Source organism: Microcoleus sp. MOSTC5 (assembly GCF_036701825.1).
Lineage (GTDB): Bacteria > Cyanobacteriota > Cyanobacteriia > Cyanobacteriales > Microcoleaceae > Microcoleus > Microcoleus asticus.
The window spans coordinates 1-14,691 of the sequence record NZ_JAUBRK010000075.1; the positions used below are offsets into that span (position 1 = coordinate 1).

Here is a 14,691-nt window from a genome sequence, read left to right on the forward strand (position 1 = left end):
TGCCTATCTTTTTTTAGCACACTTGGGCTCAATCCTTACAAAGTATGGGTTTGGGGCGGGTTGTTACCCCCCCAGGAGTTGGATGAAACTCATATTTTGCACCATTCTTGCTTAAAACGCCCGACGACCTGTTCCATAAAGAGTGAGCTTTCTGGTGGGCCGTTGCTCTTCTAGCCCGCCCCTAAAAAACCTATTAAAAATGGTGCAATATCTTAGATGGAATAAACTTCGGTAATAGGGAATTGGTAACTCTTTAACTCAGGTACGGCAATAGCGTAGCAAGGAATGTTAGCGAAGCAATTCTCCAGAAAGCAATCTTACGCATTCATAACTTGGCGTCTTTCCCTTCCCCTTAATAGCGTAGCAAGGAATGTTAGCGAAGCAATTCTTAGGAAAGCAATATCACGCATTCAAAACTTGCCGCCTTCCCCTTCCCCTTCGGTCAAGCAACCTCAGAATCGCTACGTTGGTGTTCCATCCGAAATATGTTAGCGTACAAACTAGCAACAATCTGTTTGCCTTCCTGCGTCAACTGCAAGTAACCGAGAGATTCACTGATGTGCGGATAAATGCCGCTCCAGTAAAACTTAGAGTAGCTTTGTAGCAAGTCGCCCGGATGTCGGTATCCCAAAAGTTTAGTAGCACCGCTTTCTTCCAACTCGTAAAATAGCGCGCCTATTTTCTGCAAATATTGCGGGTTGCTGAGCTGACCTATCAAGTCAGCACCGCGAACTAAACTAGAGTAATTAACTGCATCCTCGTCAGTGTAGCCATCAAGCACCGAGAAACGAGTTTGTTCTATGTTCTGCTTAATTATCTCAGCATTAATTAGCTTGTGGTTGCCGAAGCGCTCGTCAATGAACAATTTAGCTCTGTCAACTCGGTAAGGAGCTAAGCTAGCCGCTGTTGCACCGGGAGCAAGTGCAATTCTCATGCCATCTTTTCCCGTAGCATACAATCCTTCGGCTTCTTGGTCTTGTCGGCAAACTCCTTTGACATATCCAATATCTTGGCACAGCAAAGAAATGATGAAGTGCAGCCAATCTTCGCAGGAAACACCCCCCTTGCGAATGTGTTTTCCCCGCAAGATTTCTTGACCGACTAAGGTAATGCAAATGGCGTGTTCTATATTGTGATAAAGAGCGTCGCTGTTGGCGATGTTTTCTAAGGCCATTGCCCCCACCCAGGCAATAATATCAGCATAGTCTGATTTGTAGCCTCCGTAAGTGCGGCTGTACCCGTCCTGAAGTTGTTCGATGAAAGCTTCTATCAGCAGTTCTGTATAATTAAACATACCCTGTCCTTTTACCTTAATATTGCCTTTCAAGAGCGGTGAATCTATTTGGGAACCCTCTAATTTTATGGATGAGATTTTAACTCACAACTCATGCACTCCGTGGTTGTTCGCGGTTCGCGCGGCAATCTCAAAACTCATTGGCGCCGCTACGCCCGGGGAGTCATTAAGCAATCTCGCGCCCGCACTCAAAACTCCCAAGCAACTGAGTCCATCACTGACACCTATTCCCGCCGTACTGCATAGAGTAGCCTGCTGATAATTTTTCGATCGTCTGAACTTCTTAAAGTGTGAGAATTAATTGGGTATTGAATTTGCTGCAACTGAGTCCGATCAATTTTACCGAATTTCCCAATGTTCAAGTAAAGTTCGGAAATTTCATATTCAGGAATATAAGCTTTGACTGTCATCTGCGGTCAACTTAATGTATATTTCTTATTGTCCAGCAATTTTAGATAACTTTATGTGATGTCGATCGACCCCTGAGTGTGATGCTGAGACTGTGATGCGACTGTGATGCGATCGCAGGCTAGAGTTGATGGGCGTTTCCGACAAATGGTGATTCGATCGAAATATCGATCGTCATAAATTTTGCTGACGGCTGTGATTAGCCTGACGGTTGCGTTTAGATCGTAATTATGTCACATATCATTCGCCCGTTGAGATCGCAAGTCGAAACTGGCACGAAGGAAAGAAGTTCGACAGCCTTGCCAAATTCCTTGCCAAAGAAAGTCGAGTCGTGTACTATATAGAGTCTGGTATCCTCACTTACCCATAATTATTTTCATTCATCCCGTCCCCCTAGAGGGGAAGGGACTTTCAGTGCGGATGCCCCTAAATCACTATACTCAGCAAAAAGCTAGAAATGCCGTAACTCATGCCCACTATTCAGCAACTCATCCGTTCAGCACGGGAACAAACGCAGAAAAAAACCAAATCGCCAGCTCTCAAGAGTTGCCCCCAGCGCCGCGGAGTTTGTACCAGAGTGTACACGACCACCCCGAAAAAACCCAACTCGGCGCTGCGGAAGGTGGCTCGGGTACGGCTGACCTCTGGTTTTGAAGTGACAGCCTACATCCCAGGGATCGGTCACAACTTGCAAGAACACTCGGTAGTAATGATCCGGGGCGGTCGGGTAAAAGATTTGCCCGGAGTTAGATACCACATCATTCGCGGTACATTAGACACTGCTGGGGTGAAAGACCGCAAGCAGGCTCGTTCCAAATACGGGGCCAAGCGTCCTAAAGAGAAAAAATAACCAGGATCTCGCCCGATCGGGGTTGGGAAGCAACAATAAATCCGATCGCGCCGATCGCACGCTCGATCATCATAGATCGAGATATGACTCCAAAACCCCAAACTCAATCATTCAAAATCAAAAATCCCCAATAGAACTATGTCTCGCCGCACAGTTATTCAAAAACGTCCTGTTCCGCCAGATCCAACCTACAACAGCCGGTTGGTAAGCATGATGGTGAGACGGATCATGCAGCACGGCAAAAAATCCGTTGCCTCCAGCATCGTCTACGACGCCCTCAAAACCATCCAAGAACGCACAGGGGCTGAACCGTTAGACTTGTTTGAAAAAGCAGTCAAAAACGCTACACCCCTGGTCGAAGTCAAAGCCCGCCGGGTAGGTGGCGCCACCTACCAAGTGCCGATGGAAGTGCGTTCCGATCGCGGTACGACCCTCGCCCTCCGCTGGCTGATTAGATTTGCCCGCGCCCGCACCGGCCGCTCGATGGCAGCCAAGCTAGCCAACGAACTGATGGATGCAGCTAACGAAACAGGCAGTGCCATTCGCAAGCGCGAAGAAACACACCGCATGGCCGAAGCTAACAAGGCTTTTGCTCACTACCGGTACTAACTAGCTAAATCGGGCATGGAGAAGAGCGCGATCGTGCGGTATAAAAGCACCGGGCGAGAAATTGGCAAGTGTAAGTTTTGATTGTTGAGATTGCTTCCCTTGGCGCAGTTGCCCGATCGCGCAAGCAAACTCAAAACTCCCAAAATCAAAATTCACGCACTAAAAATTCACGCACTCTCTGAATCCTCCATGTCGCATCCTTAATATTTTTGTAAACAAATCTTGCAAAAAATATTAAAATGTAACAAGAAGCTCCAGGCACTGTTGTAATTTGCTGGGAGTGCAAAATAGGGTTTCTGTGTAGTATAATAGTATTATAACAGCAACACAAGATTAAGGAGGTAGCTGTGGCACGTACCGTCCCGCTAGAAAAAACTCGCAACATCGGCATCGCAGCCCACATCGACGCGGGCAAAACAACAACAACTGAAAGAATTCTGTTCTATTCAGGCATGGTTCACAAAATGGGTGAAGTGCACGAGGGAACAGCAGTCACTGACTGGATGGAGCAAGAGCGGGAGCGGGGAATTACAATTACTGCCGCTGCTATCACCACCAGTTGGAAAGATTACAAAATCAACATCATCGACACTCCCGGACACGTAGACTTCACGATCGAAGTCGAACGCTCGATGCGAGTGCTCGACGGAGTGATCGCAGTGTTCTGCTCGGTAGGGGGAGTGCAGCCCCAATCGGAAACAGTTTGGCGACAAGCAGATCGGTACAAAGTACCGCGGATCGTGTTCGTCAACAAAATGGATCGGATGGGCGCAAACTTCTACAAAGTCTACGGCCAAATTCGCGATCGAATGAGAGCGAACGCCGTACCCATCCAAATCCCGATCGGCAGCGAAGAAAACTTCCGGGGAATTGTAGACTTAGTGCAAATGAAAGCCTATATCTACAACAACGACACGGGAACCGACATCGAGGAAGTAGAAATTCCCGAGGAAGTAAAAGAGCTAGCGGCAGAATACCGCACCAAGCTGATCGAGTCCGTAGCAGAAACCAACGACGCCCTCACCGAGAAATACCTCGAAGGCGAAGAGTTAACAGAAGCAGAAATTCGTGCAGCTTTGCGCGCTGGCACGATCTCTGGCACGATCGTCCCCATGCTCTGCGGTTCGGCGTTCAAAAACAAAGGCGTTCAGTTGTTGTTGGATTCAGTGATCGACTACCTGCCGTCGCCCTTGGAAGTTCCCCCAATTCAAGGACTCCTGCCCAACGGCGACACAGCAGAACGATTTGCAGACGACAACGCGCCCCTGTCAGCCCTGGCATTCAAAATCATGGCTGACCCCTACGGCCGCCTGACCTTCGTTAGGGTCTACTCGGGTATCCTCAAAAAAGGCACCTACGTCCTCAACTCCACCAAAGACAAAAAAGAGCGGGTGTCTCGCTTAATTGTCCTCAAAGCCGACGATCGGATAGAAGTTGAGGAACTGCGGGCTGGAGACTTGGGAGCAGCCTTGGGTTTGAAAGACACCTTCACCGGCGACACCCTCAGCGAAGAAGGATCGCCAGTGATTCTGGAATCTCTGTTTATTCCAGAGCCAGTCATCTCGGTGGCTGTCGAACCCAAAACCAAACAAGACATGGAGAAGCTCTCCAAAGCCCTCCAGTCGCTCTCGGAAGAAGACCCCACCTTCCGAGTTAACGTGGACCCTGAAACCAACCAGACAGTCATCGCCGGCATGGGCGAACTGCACCTGGAAATCCTGGTAGACAGGATGCTGCGGGAATTCAAAGTAGAAGCCAACGTGGGTCAGCCACAAGTAGCCTACCGCGAAACCATTCGCAAATCCGTCCGCGCCGAAGGTAAATTTATCCGCCAAAGCGGCGGTAAAGGTCAGTACGGTCACGTCGTGATCGAACTAGAACCCACCGAAGTCGGAAGCGGCTTTGAATTTGTCTCCAAAATTGTCGGCGGCACTGTACCCAAAGAGTACATCGGCCCGGCAGAACAAGGGATGAAAGAAGCCTGCGAATCAGGTATTGTAGCAGGATATCCCGTGATTGACCTCAAAGCTACTATGGTAGACGGGTCTTTCCACGACGTAGACTCCTCAGAAATGGCATTTAAGATCGCCGGTTCAATGGCGATCAAAGAAGCCGTGATGAAGGCGTCGCCCGTGCTGCTAGAGCCTATGATGAAAGTAGAGGTTGAAGTTCCCGAAGATTACATCGGGAACGTCATCGGAGACCTCAACTCGCGTCGGGGTCAGATCGAGGGTCAAGAGACGGATCAGGGGATTGCCAAAGTTTCTGTAAAAGTTCCACTAGCAGAAATGTTTGGTTACGCCACCGACATCCGCTCGAAAACCCAAGGTCGAGGCATCTTCACAATGGAATTCAGCCATTACGAAGAAGTGCCGCGAAATGTGGCTGAAGCCATCATCGCTAAGAACAAAGGTAACTAACGATTTTGAATTTTAGATTTTGGATTTTGGATGAAATCCAAAGTCTAAAATCTAAAATGTTAAAATCTAAAATCGCTAAAAGAAACAAGGAACAAATCGAGAATGGCACGCGCAAAATTTGAACGGACTAAACCCCACGTAAACATCGGTACGATCGGTCACGTTGACCACGGCAAAACAACTTTGACCGCCGCGATTACGATGACTCTCTCTGCACTAGGTCAAGCAAAGGCTAAGAACTACGCCGACATCGACGCCGCGCCTGAAGAAAAAGCACGGGGTATTACGATTAATACTGCTCACGTCGAGTACGAAACCACAGATAGGCACTATGCCCACGTTGATTGCCCCGGACACGCTGACTATGTGAAAAACATGATCACCGGTGCGGCTCAAATGGACGGCGGTATCCTAGTAGTGTCAGCAGCAGACGGCCCCATGCCTCAAACTCGCGAACACATCCTGCTGGCTAAGCAAGTTGGCGTTCCCAGCTTGGTTGTTTTCTTGAACAAGGAAGACATGGTAGATGACGCAGAACTACTGGAACTCGTCGAACTCGAAGTTCGCGAACTCCTGAGCTCTTACGATTTTCCGGGTGATGACATCCCTATCGTGACTGGTTCGGGATTGCAAGCTCTCGAAGCGATGATTGCTAACCCCAAGACCAAAAAGGGCGAGAATCCTTGGGTGGACAAGATTTACAAGCTGATGGAAGAAGTAGATTCTTACATCCCCACCCCAGAACGCGAAGTTGACAAGCCTTTCTTGATGGCAGTTGAAGACGTATTCTCGATTACTGGTCGGGGTACTGTTGCCACTGGTCGGATTGAGCGCGGCACAATCAAAGTCGGCGAAACAGTAGAAGTGATTGGCCTTAAGGACACTCGCAACACTACGGTGACTGGTGTGGAAATGTTCCAGAAGTCGTTGGAACAAGGCATAGCCGGCGACAACGTGGGTCTACTGCTGCGGGGGATTTTAAAGGAGGATATTGAAAGAGGCATGGTAATTGCCAAGCCCAAATCCATCAGTCCTCACACTCAGTTTGAATCTGAAGTGTACATCCTCAAGAAGGAAGAAGGCGGCCGGCACACGCCCTTTTTCTCTGGATATCGCCCTCAATTCTACGTCCGTACCACTGACGTGACCGGCACGATCGCACAGTTCACCGCTGATGACGGTACTGAAGCAGAAATGGTGATGCCCGGTGACCGGATCAAAATGACTGTTGAGTTGATCCACCCGATCGCGATCGAACAAGGAATGCGCTTCGCTATCCGCGAAGGCGGCCGCACCGTCGGCGCCGGCGTTGTTTCCAAAATCCTCAAGTAGGACTCCGATAACAGCTTAAATAGCAGAAAAGCCGCCAAATTAAATTAGGCTTTTCTGCTATTTAGTGATTAGTTATTAGTGATGAGTCCGCAGTTAGCAGTTAGCCCAAAAACAACTGCAAACAGGCAACAGACAACAAACAACAAACTGAACCTAGAAAATTCAAGAAACAAAAATGGCAACAATTCAACAGCAAAAAATTCGCATTCGCCTCAAAGCTTTCGATCGCCGGATTCTAGACGCATCCTGCGAAAAGATTGTAGATACAGCAAATCGGACAGCAGCCACAGCGATCGGCCCGATTCCCCTACCGACAAAACGGCGGATTTACTGCTTGCTGCGATCGCCCCACGTAGACAAAGATTCTCGCGAACACTTTGAAACCCGCACGCACCGCCGGATTATCGACATTCACCAGCCATCGGCCAAAACAATTGACGCTTTGATGAAACTGGATTTGCCCGCCGGCGTAGATATCGAAGTCAAGCTGTAGATTGACTCATCGAAAACTCGAAAAGAAGGAACAAAGATTAAACAAATAGTTCCTTCTTTTTGTTTGAATTTCCCCAGTCATCAGTTATTAGGTATTAGTTATTAGTTAATAATCAGCAATAACTTCTGCTCCGGCACGAACTTAAATAATTATTCTTAATTAAGGCGCGATCGCTACAAAAACGCTCCTTTAGCAGTCGCTATCATCGCCTTCAGGATCACTTAGTTCAGCAAAAAGGTATATTTAGCATTTTGACGAAATAACGCCTTTGTAAAGCTGCCAGCACGGGAGATAGCGAGCCGTCGATCCCGTTGCCACCGGAAAAGCCCGATCGCTCCTGCCCCGGAATTGCCTCAAATCAGTTAAAGTAAGAAAAAGAAGCGCAAGTACCGTCACTTTTGAGCGACAATGGCATCCTCTTCCTCTGTAGCAGTTCGCGAACTCCCCTTATTTCCGTTGCCGGAAGTGGTTCTATTTCCAGGTAGACCGCTGCCGCTGCAAATCTTCGAGTTTCGCTATCGAATCATGATGAATACGATTCTGGAGGGCGATCGCCGTTTTGGTGTACTCATGTGGGACCCCAACCAAAACAAAGTCTCTGCCGTCGGTTGTTGCGCCGAAGTGATTCACTGTCAGCGACTCCCCGACGATCGCATGAAAATTATGACTCTCGGCCAGCAGCGGTTCCGAGTGCTCGACGCCGTTCGGGAAAAACCCTATTTAGTCGGTCTAGTAGAATGGATTGAAGACGAACCGCCGCAAAAAGACCTCAGACCTTTGGGAAAAGATGTCGAACAACTGCTGAGAGATGTAGTTCGCCTCTCCAGCAAATTGATGGATCAGCCGATCGACCTGCCGGAAGACATTCCCAGTTTGCCCACCGAATTGTCCTATTGGGTAGCCAGCTACCTTTACGGTGCAGCGACAGAACAGCAAACTCTTTTAGAATTGCAAGATACTGCTGCGAGATTGGAACGCGAAACCGAGATTTTGACTTCTACTCGCAATCACTTGGCAGCGAGGACTGTACTTAAAGATACGCTCAAGTAGCCAATTTGCGCAAAAAAGTACGATCGGTTTTGCCTGCATTGAAGCAAGAATTACACACAAATCACACGATTTTCGATTTTCGATTTTCGATTGGGAATGATTGATCTAAGGGTTCGGATCGCGGGCTGACAGTTCCATGATTTTTTGGAACTGCTAGCTGTTTAATCCTTAACTTCACACAGGTTCGGACAGGTTCTTTATAGCAGTAAATGCTTGTGTTAGAAAATCTCGGCCAACCGAAACCATACGATGCAGTTAAAGGCGGTCAACTGCCGCCTCCTGTGGGCGGTGTCGTACTCGGCGGACTAGCAGGAGTTAAACACCGGCTGTCTAGTTCTGTCAGCGAACATCGAATCGCCGCCCTGACAGAGACATTGAATTACGGCGATGCAGGCTTAAAAATAGTCATCCAGATTTGTCAAAGCGAAACAGGGTCAGTGCAGCGGGCAGCCTGCGATTTGCTGCGAAAAAGACTGAGTTCGATCGCCCGCGAAAAATTACAGGCCTTTGTAGCCTCAAGTTCAGATTCAGAAGCTGAGTTAGACAGCACGGAAAAAATATTAAAGCACTCATCTGGTGCAGTCTCAGAAAAAAATTACGATCGGGAGTTGTCCGAAGCACAGTTAATATTTGAGACAATTACGCAGCAGATACAACCAAATTTGTTGCTGTTAGAAGCATTGGTAGCCTCTGTAGAGCGCGAAGAATTTACCAGCGAACTGATGAATCTTTGGGAACTGTTAATCTTAGAAATTCAGGAACCTCTCAAAGAACTGCGTCAGGCTGTTGGCAGCGCGATTTCCGCCCAACTGCGCATTCAGTGGCAGTACAATCAAGCTGAATCTCAAGCCAATCAGTGGCAGCAGCGAGCTTTGCTAGCTCTTCAGAAAGAGGATGAAAATTCAGTCCGCCTCGCCTTGGTTCGCAAGCAGATTCAATTCGATCGGGCCGCAGAACTAAAAATTGACTTAGACGACCAAACTGTGCGAGTAGAAACCCTCAACCGCAACTTGCTGGCTTTGGAAAGTAAGATTGCTGAAGCTAATTCCAAGAAAGAGATCCTCAAGATGCAGCTTCATTTTGCTAGGGTACAAAAGCAAATAGATTTCACTTTCAGCCAAGTCAATAGTATATTTTTTAGCCCTTAGTTGTGGGATTCTCCGGTTATATATTGCGCGATCTCAAACTTGTCTGACGCAAAAATGTATTGTCCCACTGAAAATTGTTTTCTTATCTCGCTTAGCGCCTTCGAGGTTAGCGCCGCATAAAAAGGCACCGCTCAAATTAGCACCGCGCAAATCAGCTTTTCTCAAGTCAGCACCCTGAAGGTTACTTTCACACAAAAAAGCGCCTCTCAAGTCAGCTCCTCTCAGACTCGCTCCCCGCAGTTTTGCCTCGCTTAGATTTGCTTTTTCGAGGTTTGTATTGTCCAAGCAAGCATCTAGGAGGTTCGCTTCCATCAAGTTGGCGTTTTCCAAGTTTGCTCCGCTCAAATTAACAGCTATCATTTTGGTGTCGCTCAAGTTGGCGTTTTCCAAGTTTGCTTCAATCAGGTCAGCTCCTGTTAATCTTGCGAAAGTTAGATCGGCTCCGCTCAGGTTAGCCCCATTTAAGCGGGTCATCACCAGGCAAGCATTCTTTAGGTTGGCAGCTATTAAGTTTGCCCCCCTTAAGTTCGCCAAAGCAAAATTGATTTCCTTCAGATTTGCACAGGCTAGATTAATATCAATTAGGAAAGCTTCTCGCAAAAAAGCCTCTTTCAAGTTGGTTTCATGAAAATTTCTTTCTCCGGCTGCGTATCGCTTGAGAAGTTCATCAGCATTCATCTCACCAGCCTCCTAAGTTTTACTTAAAATAAAATTATACTACTGACAGTACATTGTAGCAACCAAATATTTTTAAAGTTTCTGTGTGATTTTTTAATTCTTCGAGTGCCGATCGCACAAATGCTTGGGAGGCGTTAGCCTCAAAGTCCATAAAGAAAATATATTCTCCGAGCGATCGCTTAGTCGGTCTAGATTCAATCCGACTTAAATTAATACCGCGACTGGCAAATACTTGCAAAGGTTTTACCAGTGCTCCAGGCATATTGGCAGGTACGCTAAAAGCCAGTGAGGTATGGGTGCAATTAGACGGTGAAGCATCGAGGATCAACTTAGCAGCAGATTTTGCAATGGATTTAATCGATGAGGAATCGGCTGCTTCTACGTTTGCGATTTCTCCAACACTCGTGCTGAGTACCCAAAATCGAGTGTAATTATCGGGATAATCATTAATGGGGTGAGCTAACACTGGCAAATTGTAAAGTTCAGCAGCTCTTGGCGAAGAGATCGCCGCTACATTTCTATCTTCCAGATATTGCAATGCTTCCGTGGTTGAATTGGTCGGAATCAATTGAGCTGAGGGAATAAACTGCCCCAACCATAACTGACACTGAGCTAGGGCTTGCGGATGAGAGTAAACTTTTTGAATCTCGTTAATTTTTGTAGCATTAGACACTAGCGCGTGGGAAATTGGCAAAACTAAGGCGTGTTGAATGCGGAGTCGATCTAGTCGCCACAGTGTATCTAAAGTGACAGTCACGCTGCCTTCGATCGAATTTTCGACTGGCACAACTGAATAGTCAACCTGCCCTACGGCCGATGCCTCTAGCGCCTGGGAAATGGTGGAATAAGGACACAGGGTGCATTCAAAGTTAGTTTCTTGGCTCAACCAATTGACATAAGCTAGAGCCGCTGTTTCTGCATTTGTACCAACAGGGCCGAGATGTGAGATCGAAATTTTCATTTAGAGATAATTTTAGGTTACAAAAGTTTGCTTTACTCTCATCAGCTAGCAAGTATGATGAAAAACTAGCGATGTCCCGAAAGCTTTTATCAGTGATTTCTCGGTTGACATGGCTGGGGGCGCGACTTAGTGCGCGACTTATGTCACCTTAAAAAAGGTGATAGTTTATTAAGATATGCTTAGGAATCCTATATTTTGATATCTTCTCATGTATATCCGCTTTAATTCTTCCCAATCCGTTGAGATCGCCGTACCAGACGAACGGGTTCCCATTCAACATTATCTGCGCCAGCCGAGGCGACTGGTGAACGCCCTCGTCGATCGAAGTCGCACACAGCAGCTAAGCGATGACTGTTTCCGCCTGAAAATGCGGCCGTTACAATTTATGATGCTGAGCATTCAACCCACCGTAGACATGAGGGTGTGGGCTGAGTCAGACGGCACAATCAATTTGGAGTCCGTCGCCTGCGAAATTCGTGGGGTGGGTTACATAAACGATCGCTTTGCTCTCAATCTCAAAGGACAGCTTTGTGTACACCAAAGCAGCGGAGTAGCATACTTGAAGGGAAAAGCGGATTTGGAAGTCCAAGTAGAGTTACCGCCGCCGTTTTGGCTGACGCCCAAACCAATTTTAGAAGCAACGGGCAACGCTTTGCTCAAGAGTGTACTGCTGAGCGTCAAACAGCGGTTGATGCACCAGTTGCTCTTAGATTACCGCCGATGGGCAAGCAACCAAACTGAGGTAATATCGAGCGAGATTCCCCAAATCTTATCTTTAGAAGGGTGAGATCATACTAGAGAAGCTGTTAATTAATTTATAGGCATATTTAGGTAAAAATTAGGCTACTTACCGAAAAATTAGTTAGATCAGCCAATTGCGTACCTTGAACTTTGTTTGAGTTCGCCCGCAGGGATAGATAGCTGCCGGTCAGTCAAGATCGTTTTGAGTCAGCCCTCCATGTTCATCCTCTTCTATGATTCCTACACCCCGAGGCCAAGCAGTTGACTTGTCATTTAAAACTTCGTCCTTTTGGCGGAGTTCGCGCTGCGGTGACTTGGTTGTTTTGCCCGGTTGATTGGTTGCGCCCACCCGAATCCTGATTTTTGGCCCGGAATTGCCCAAGCGAATTGTCATTCCGTCCACAGCAGAAACCTGAGCGATCGGTCTATCATCTACATAGGTGCCGTTAGCACCAAAATTAATAATTTCCCAGCCATTGGCGTGATTCCACAGCTCTACGTGGTGGCGGGAAACTACAGCGCTGTAAATAATTACATCATTGTCGTTCGATCGACCGATCCGAACCACCGATTCGGATTCAAAACACCAACTTTGAACTGGGACAGACTGGATAGGATGTAACAGAGTTAAGGTAATCACGGATGTTTTGACACTCCCCCGCCAGACAGAAACGGGGATGCTTCCAGATAGATTTTTGGGTAGAAAACCGCAAAAAATTTGATTTTCAAAGGGGTGGTGAGTGCGTTACTCTTGCTTCGTTCTGCCGTAAAAGTTGAACTTTTGGCTGCTTGAGGCATTTGAACAAATTTTTGATCGTTAGCTTTTGGCGCAGGCGCAAATTTTTGCTTTCCTCGGTAACAACCAAACACCGTGTTATTAATCTGCTGAACTTCCCAATGATTGACGAATGTTGAGACCGCTTGATTAATTTGGTCTGGGATGGAGCGATTGCGCCGATGGGTGAGCGGCTCAATTCGATCGGCACAACCATTTTCCCGCGGACTAGCCCCATAATTTAACTCAGACCCGCGCTGGTTGCACCGCTGATTCGAGTTCTCGATCTGGTGAGAGTCAACGAGCGACGAATCGCTGTTCGTGGATACAGAAGTTAACCAATTATTAATGCTGGGGTCTCTAGATAAAATACTTGTTTGTTGTATCAAACAGCATAGGTCTTTTTGAATTGCTAACATTTTCCTTATTGATGCGATACCTTTAAAATAGAATGCTTTGAGCAGCACAGAAATTCTGAGCGAGAACGCCTCAATCTCCTAGACCGAAAATACAGATCGACCTTCCTCGGGCGCGCCACCCCCAAAATCCCATCGGCAATTAGTCGCAGGGCGATCGGGAAGGCCAAACTTCAACTCAAATCAGACTCGGGCGGCTCCGGGTCCGGCTCTGGCCGGGCAGATTCATCCCTTTGCCGCTTCAACTCGGCAACTTTTTCTTGAGCTACATCCCTGACTTCTAGAGCTTTATCTTGGAATTTTTCCGCCAGACTTTGAGCTCCCCGCTTCACGCCTGCCACATTTTTGAGAGTTTTGTCGAAATCTTCGTGTAAAAACTCTGCTACCAGACCGACTTTTTTGTGCAATCCCTCCGCGTACTGGACTGGCTCCGATACAGCAGCTTCAGAGACGATCGCCCGCTTGCTGCCGATCGTCGAAATAGCTGCCACCGGTAGCAAGTAAATCCCGTCTAAAACGCCGCGCCAGCCGCTCGATTTAAACAGGTAGTGGATCACTGTACCCGTCCGGGAATCAAATAGGTAATCAACCACCGTACCTGCCTTATTCCCAGCGTCCGTGAGCACCTCAAGCCCGATCGGACACACAGCTTGTTCCGGCTGATGCAATTCCGGCAGTTCCGGGTTAATGGTGACAAAAACATTTTCGCCTACCGTATCAACTTGCGCCCAAGCGAACCAAGTTTTTTTGCTGCCCAAAAGTCCCGACTTGCAAGTAAAGCCGATCGCCCGCTGGGAGTGAGGATCGAGCCAAAGCCGATCTACCCTGCCGACCTCTTCCGCTGTTCTGCGGTCGATCGTGCGGCGGTTGAGCAGTTCGCTGCGCCTAACAATCTGTTGTGATGTACTCATAAATAAACTCCTGAGTGCCGCCTTTGAAAAATTTCGATCGTCCAAAGAGGCCGATTTAATATTCTTCTTCCGAATAATGGCGAGTATTGTCTGCCTCCGTTAAATCCTCCTCTTCCCTAGAAATGCCAACTTCTTTTTGGTCGGGAACAGGAATCGTGCTAATTTGCGCGCCGCCCGAGGGAGCGTGAATTTCCTTAGCCTCCCTTGGCTTGACGCTAATTTGTCCTAGCTGGACTGAGGACTGATTGGGGCCGACGTTGATTTGAATTTTCGGACCCGAGCGAGCCAAGTGAACGATCAGACCGTCCACAACCGGAACCTTAGCGATCGGCTTACCATCGAGGTAAGTGCCGTTGGTACCTAAATTGATCAGTTCCCAAGTTATGCCGCTGCGCCGCAATTCGATGTGGCGGCGAGAAACGACAGCGCTAAAAAGAACGACCTGGTTTTCGGTCGATCGCCCGATCCGGACGACCTGCTCGTCTTCAAAGATCCAACTGCGGACGGGTATAGACTGGAGTGGATGTAGCAAGGTCAGCTTAATCACATTGGCAGCATTGAGTTTTGGTAGAGCGCCTCAAGATGCGATTTTAGATTTTAGACTT

Annotated in this window: 18 protein-coding genes; 9 read left to right on the top strand and 9 right to left on the bottom strand. The window is 47.8% G+C overall.

From position 1 onward, the window contains the following. Positions 1–442 precede the first annotated feature (442 nt). Positions 443–1,294, bottom strand: a complete 852-nt coding sequence (locus QUA54_RS29180; RefSeq protein WP_333186036.1) for an Npun_R2479 family HD domain-containing metalloprotein — start codon at positions 1,292–1,294, stop codon at positions 443–445. Between the two features lie 93 nt (positions 1,295–1,387). Between QUA54_RS29180 and QUA54_RS29185 the strand changes: the two genes are divergently transcribed. After that, a complete protein-coding gene (locus tag QUA54_RS29185) occupies positions 1,388–1,540 on the top strand; it encodes a hypothetical protein (protein ID WP_333417958.1) in 153 nt (50 codons plus the stop codon). On the opposite strand, the gene QUA54_RS29190 is transcribed toward QUA54_RS29185, so the two are convergent. Further along, on the bottom strand, positions 1,519–1,704 hold the full coding sequence (locus QUA54_RS29190) for a hypothetical protein (protein WP_333417960.1): 186 nt from the start codon (positions 1,702–1,704) through the stop codon (positions 1,519–1,521). The genes QUA54_RS29185 and QUA54_RS29190 overlap by 22 nt on opposite strands. Positions 1,705–2,171: 467 nt before the next feature. Between QUA54_RS29190 and rpsL the strand changes: the two genes are divergently transcribed. Together rpsL and rpsG are read left to right on the top strand one after the other, a co-directional pair. Beyond that, a complete protein-coding gene (rpsL, locus tag QUA54_RS29195; protein WP_172186436.1) occupies positions 2,172–2,552 on the top strand; it encodes a 30S ribosomal protein S12 in 381 nt (126 codons plus the stop codon). 138 nt (positions 2,553–2,690) lie between these two features. Further along, positions 2,691–3,161, top strand: a complete 471-nt coding sequence (gene rpsG / locus QUA54_RS29200; RefSeq protein ID WP_006632196.1) for a 30S ribosomal protein S7 — start codon at positions 2,691–2,693, stop codon at positions 3,159–3,161. On the opposite strand, the gene QUA54_RS29205 is transcribed toward rpsG, so the two are convergent. Continuing rightward, positions 3,158–3,310 carry a hypothetical protein gene (locus tag QUA54_RS29205; protein ID WP_333417962.1) on the bottom strand — a complete coding sequence of 51 codons (153 nt, stop codon included), beginning with the start codon at positions 3,308–3,310 and terminating at the stop codon, positions 3,158–3,160. The genes rpsG and QUA54_RS29205 overlap by 4 nt on opposite strands. A gap of 198 nt (positions 3,311–3,508) precedes the next feature. On the opposite strand from QUA54_RS29205, the gene fusA reads away from it, so the two are divergent. From fusA to QUA54_RS29230, 5 genes are all read left to right on the top strand, one after another. Then, positions 3,509–5,581, top strand: coding sequence for an elongation factor G (fusA, locus tag QUA54_RS29210; RefSeq protein ID WP_333417964.1), 2,073 nt, complete (start codon positions 3,509–3,511; stop codon positions 5,579–5,581). 102 nt (positions 5,582–5,683) lie between these two features. Next, positions 5,684–6,913 carry an elongation factor Tu gene (gene tuf, locus QUA54_RS29215; RefSeq protein WP_333186026.1) on the top strand — a complete coding sequence of 410 codons (1,230 nt, stop codon included), beginning with the start codon at positions 5,684–5,686 and terminating at the stop codon, positions 6,911–6,913. A 175-nt stretch (positions 6,914–7,088) separates the two neighbouring features. Beyond that, positions 7,089–7,406 (top strand): 30S ribosomal protein S10, encoded by a 318-nt coding sequence (gene rpsJ, locus QUA54_RS29220; protein ID WP_006632193.1) that lies wholly within the window; start codon positions 7,089–7,091, stop codon positions 7,404–7,406. Between the two features lie 408 nt (positions 7,407–7,814). Beyond that, positions 7,815–8,456 carry an LON peptidase substrate-binding domain-containing protein gene (locus tag QUA54_RS29225; protein WP_006632192.1) on the top strand — a complete coding sequence of 214 codons (642 nt, stop codon included), beginning with the start codon at positions 7,815–7,817 and terminating at the stop codon, positions 8,454–8,456. A gap of 209 nt (positions 8,457–8,665) precedes the next feature. Next, positions 8,666–9,604, top strand: a complete 939-nt coding sequence (locus tag QUA54_RS29230; protein WP_333417966.1) for a PspA/IM30 family protein — start codon at positions 8,666–8,668, stop codon at positions 9,602–9,604. A gap of 33 nt (positions 9,605–9,637) precedes the next feature. Here QUA54_RS29230 and QUA54_RS29235 read toward each other — a convergent pair whose 3' ends face one another. Beyond that, positions 9,638–10,282: a pentapeptide repeat-containing protein gene (locus tag QUA54_RS29235; protein ID WP_333417968.1), complete on the bottom strand. Its 645-nt coding sequence runs from the start codon at positions 10,280–10,282 to the stop codon at positions 9,638–9,640. A 34-nt stretch (positions 10,283–10,316) separates the two neighbouring features. Then, entirely contained in the window at positions 10,317–11,243 is a 927-nt protein-coding gene (pheA, locus tag QUA54_RS29240) for a prephenate dehydratase (RefSeq protein WP_333417970.1), read from the bottom strand. A 208-nt stretch (positions 11,244–11,451) separates the two neighbouring features. Between pheA and QUA54_RS29245 the strand changes: the two genes are divergently transcribed. Next, positions 11,452–12,030: a DUF1997 domain-containing protein gene (locus QUA54_RS29245; protein WP_333417972.1), complete on the top strand. Its 579-nt coding sequence runs from the start codon at positions 11,452–11,454 to the stop codon at positions 12,028–12,030. Between the two features lie 141 nt (positions 12,031–12,171). Here QUA54_RS29245 and QUA54_RS29250 read toward each other — a convergent pair whose 3' ends face one another. The 4 genes from QUA54_RS29250 to QUA54_RS29265 form a co-directional block, all read right to left on the bottom strand. Beyond that, positions 12,172–12,624, bottom strand: a complete 453-nt coding sequence (locus QUA54_RS29250) for an FHA domain-containing protein (RefSeq protein WP_333186007.1) — start codon at positions 12,622–12,624, stop codon at positions 12,172–12,174. Beyond that, positions 12,621–13,178, bottom strand: a complete 558-nt coding sequence (locus tag QUA54_RS29255; protein WP_333417975.1) for a hypothetical protein — start codon at positions 13,176–13,178, stop codon at positions 12,621–12,623. The genes QUA54_RS29250 and QUA54_RS29255 overlap by 4 nt, the downstream gene beginning before the upstream one ends. Before the next feature lie 170 nt (positions 13,179–13,348). Continuing rightward, positions 13,349–14,086 carry a PRC-barrel domain-containing protein gene (locus QUA54_RS29260; protein WP_333417977.1) on the bottom strand — a complete coding sequence of 246 codons (738 nt, stop codon included), beginning with the start codon at positions 14,084–14,086 and terminating at the stop codon, positions 13,349–13,351. 55 nt (positions 14,087–14,141) lie between these two features. Next, entirely contained in the window at positions 14,142–14,633 is a 492-nt protein-coding gene (locus tag QUA54_RS29265) for an FHA domain-containing protein (protein ID WP_172186325.1), read from the bottom strand. Positions 14,634–14,691 lie beyond the last annotated feature (58 nt).

Bases quoted from the DNA above. Each gene is read 5' to 3' on its own strand.
- QUA54_RS29260 (WP_333417977.1), bottom strand. From the start codon at position 14,086: ATGAGTACATCACAACAGATTGTTAGGCGCAGCGAACTGCTCAACCGC.
- QUA54_RS29225 (WP_006632192.1), top strand. From the start codon at position 7,815: ATGGCATCCTCTTCCTCTGTAGCAGTTCGCGAACTCCCCTTATTTCCG.
- QUA54_RS29190 (WP_333417960.1), bottom strand. From the start codon at position 1,704: ATGACAGTCAAAGCTTATATTCCTGAATATGAAATTTCCGAACTTTAC.
- QUA54_RS29255 (WP_333417975.1), bottom strand. From the start codon at position 13,178: ATGTTAGCAATTCAAAAAGACCTATGCTGTTTGATACAACAAACAAGT.
- rpsJ (WP_006632193.1), top strand. From the start codon at position 7,089: ATGGCAACAATTCAACAGCAAAAAATTCGCATTCGCCTCAAAGCTTTC.
- QUA54_RS29245 (WP_333417972.1), top strand. From the start codon at position 11,452: ATGTATATCCGCTTTAATTCTTCCCAATCCGTTGAGATCGCCGTACCA.
- rpsL (WP_172186436.1), top strand. From the start codon at position 2,172: ATGCCCACTATTCAGCAACTCATCCGTTCAGCACGGGAACAAACGCAG.
- QUA54_RS29185 (WP_333417958.1), top strand. From the start codon at position 1,388: ATGCACTCCGTGGTTGTTCGCGGTTCGCGCGGCAATCTCAAAACTCAT.
- QUA54_RS29235 (WP_333417968.1), bottom strand. From the start codon at position 10,282: ATGAATGCTGATGAACTTCTCAAGCGATACGCAGCCGGAGAAAGAAAT.
- rpsG (WP_006632196.1), top strand. From the start codon at position 2,691: ATGTCTCGCCGCACAGTTATTCAAAAACGTCCTGTTCCGCCAGATCCA.
- pheA (WP_333417970.1), bottom strand. From the start codon at position 11,243: ATGAAAATTTCGATCTCACATCTCGGCCCTGTTGGTACAAATGCAGAA.
- tuf (WP_333186026.1), top strand. From the start codon at position 5,684: ATGGCACGCGCAAAATTTGAACGGACTAAACCCCACGTAAACATCGGT.
- QUA54_RS29180 (WP_333186036.1), bottom strand. From the start codon at position 1,294: ATGTTTAATTATACAGAACTGCTGATAGAAGCTTTCATCGAACAACTT.
- QUA54_RS29230 (WP_333417966.1), top strand. From the start codon at position 8,666: ATGCTTGTGTTAGAAAATCTCGGCCAACCGAAACCATACGATGCAGTT.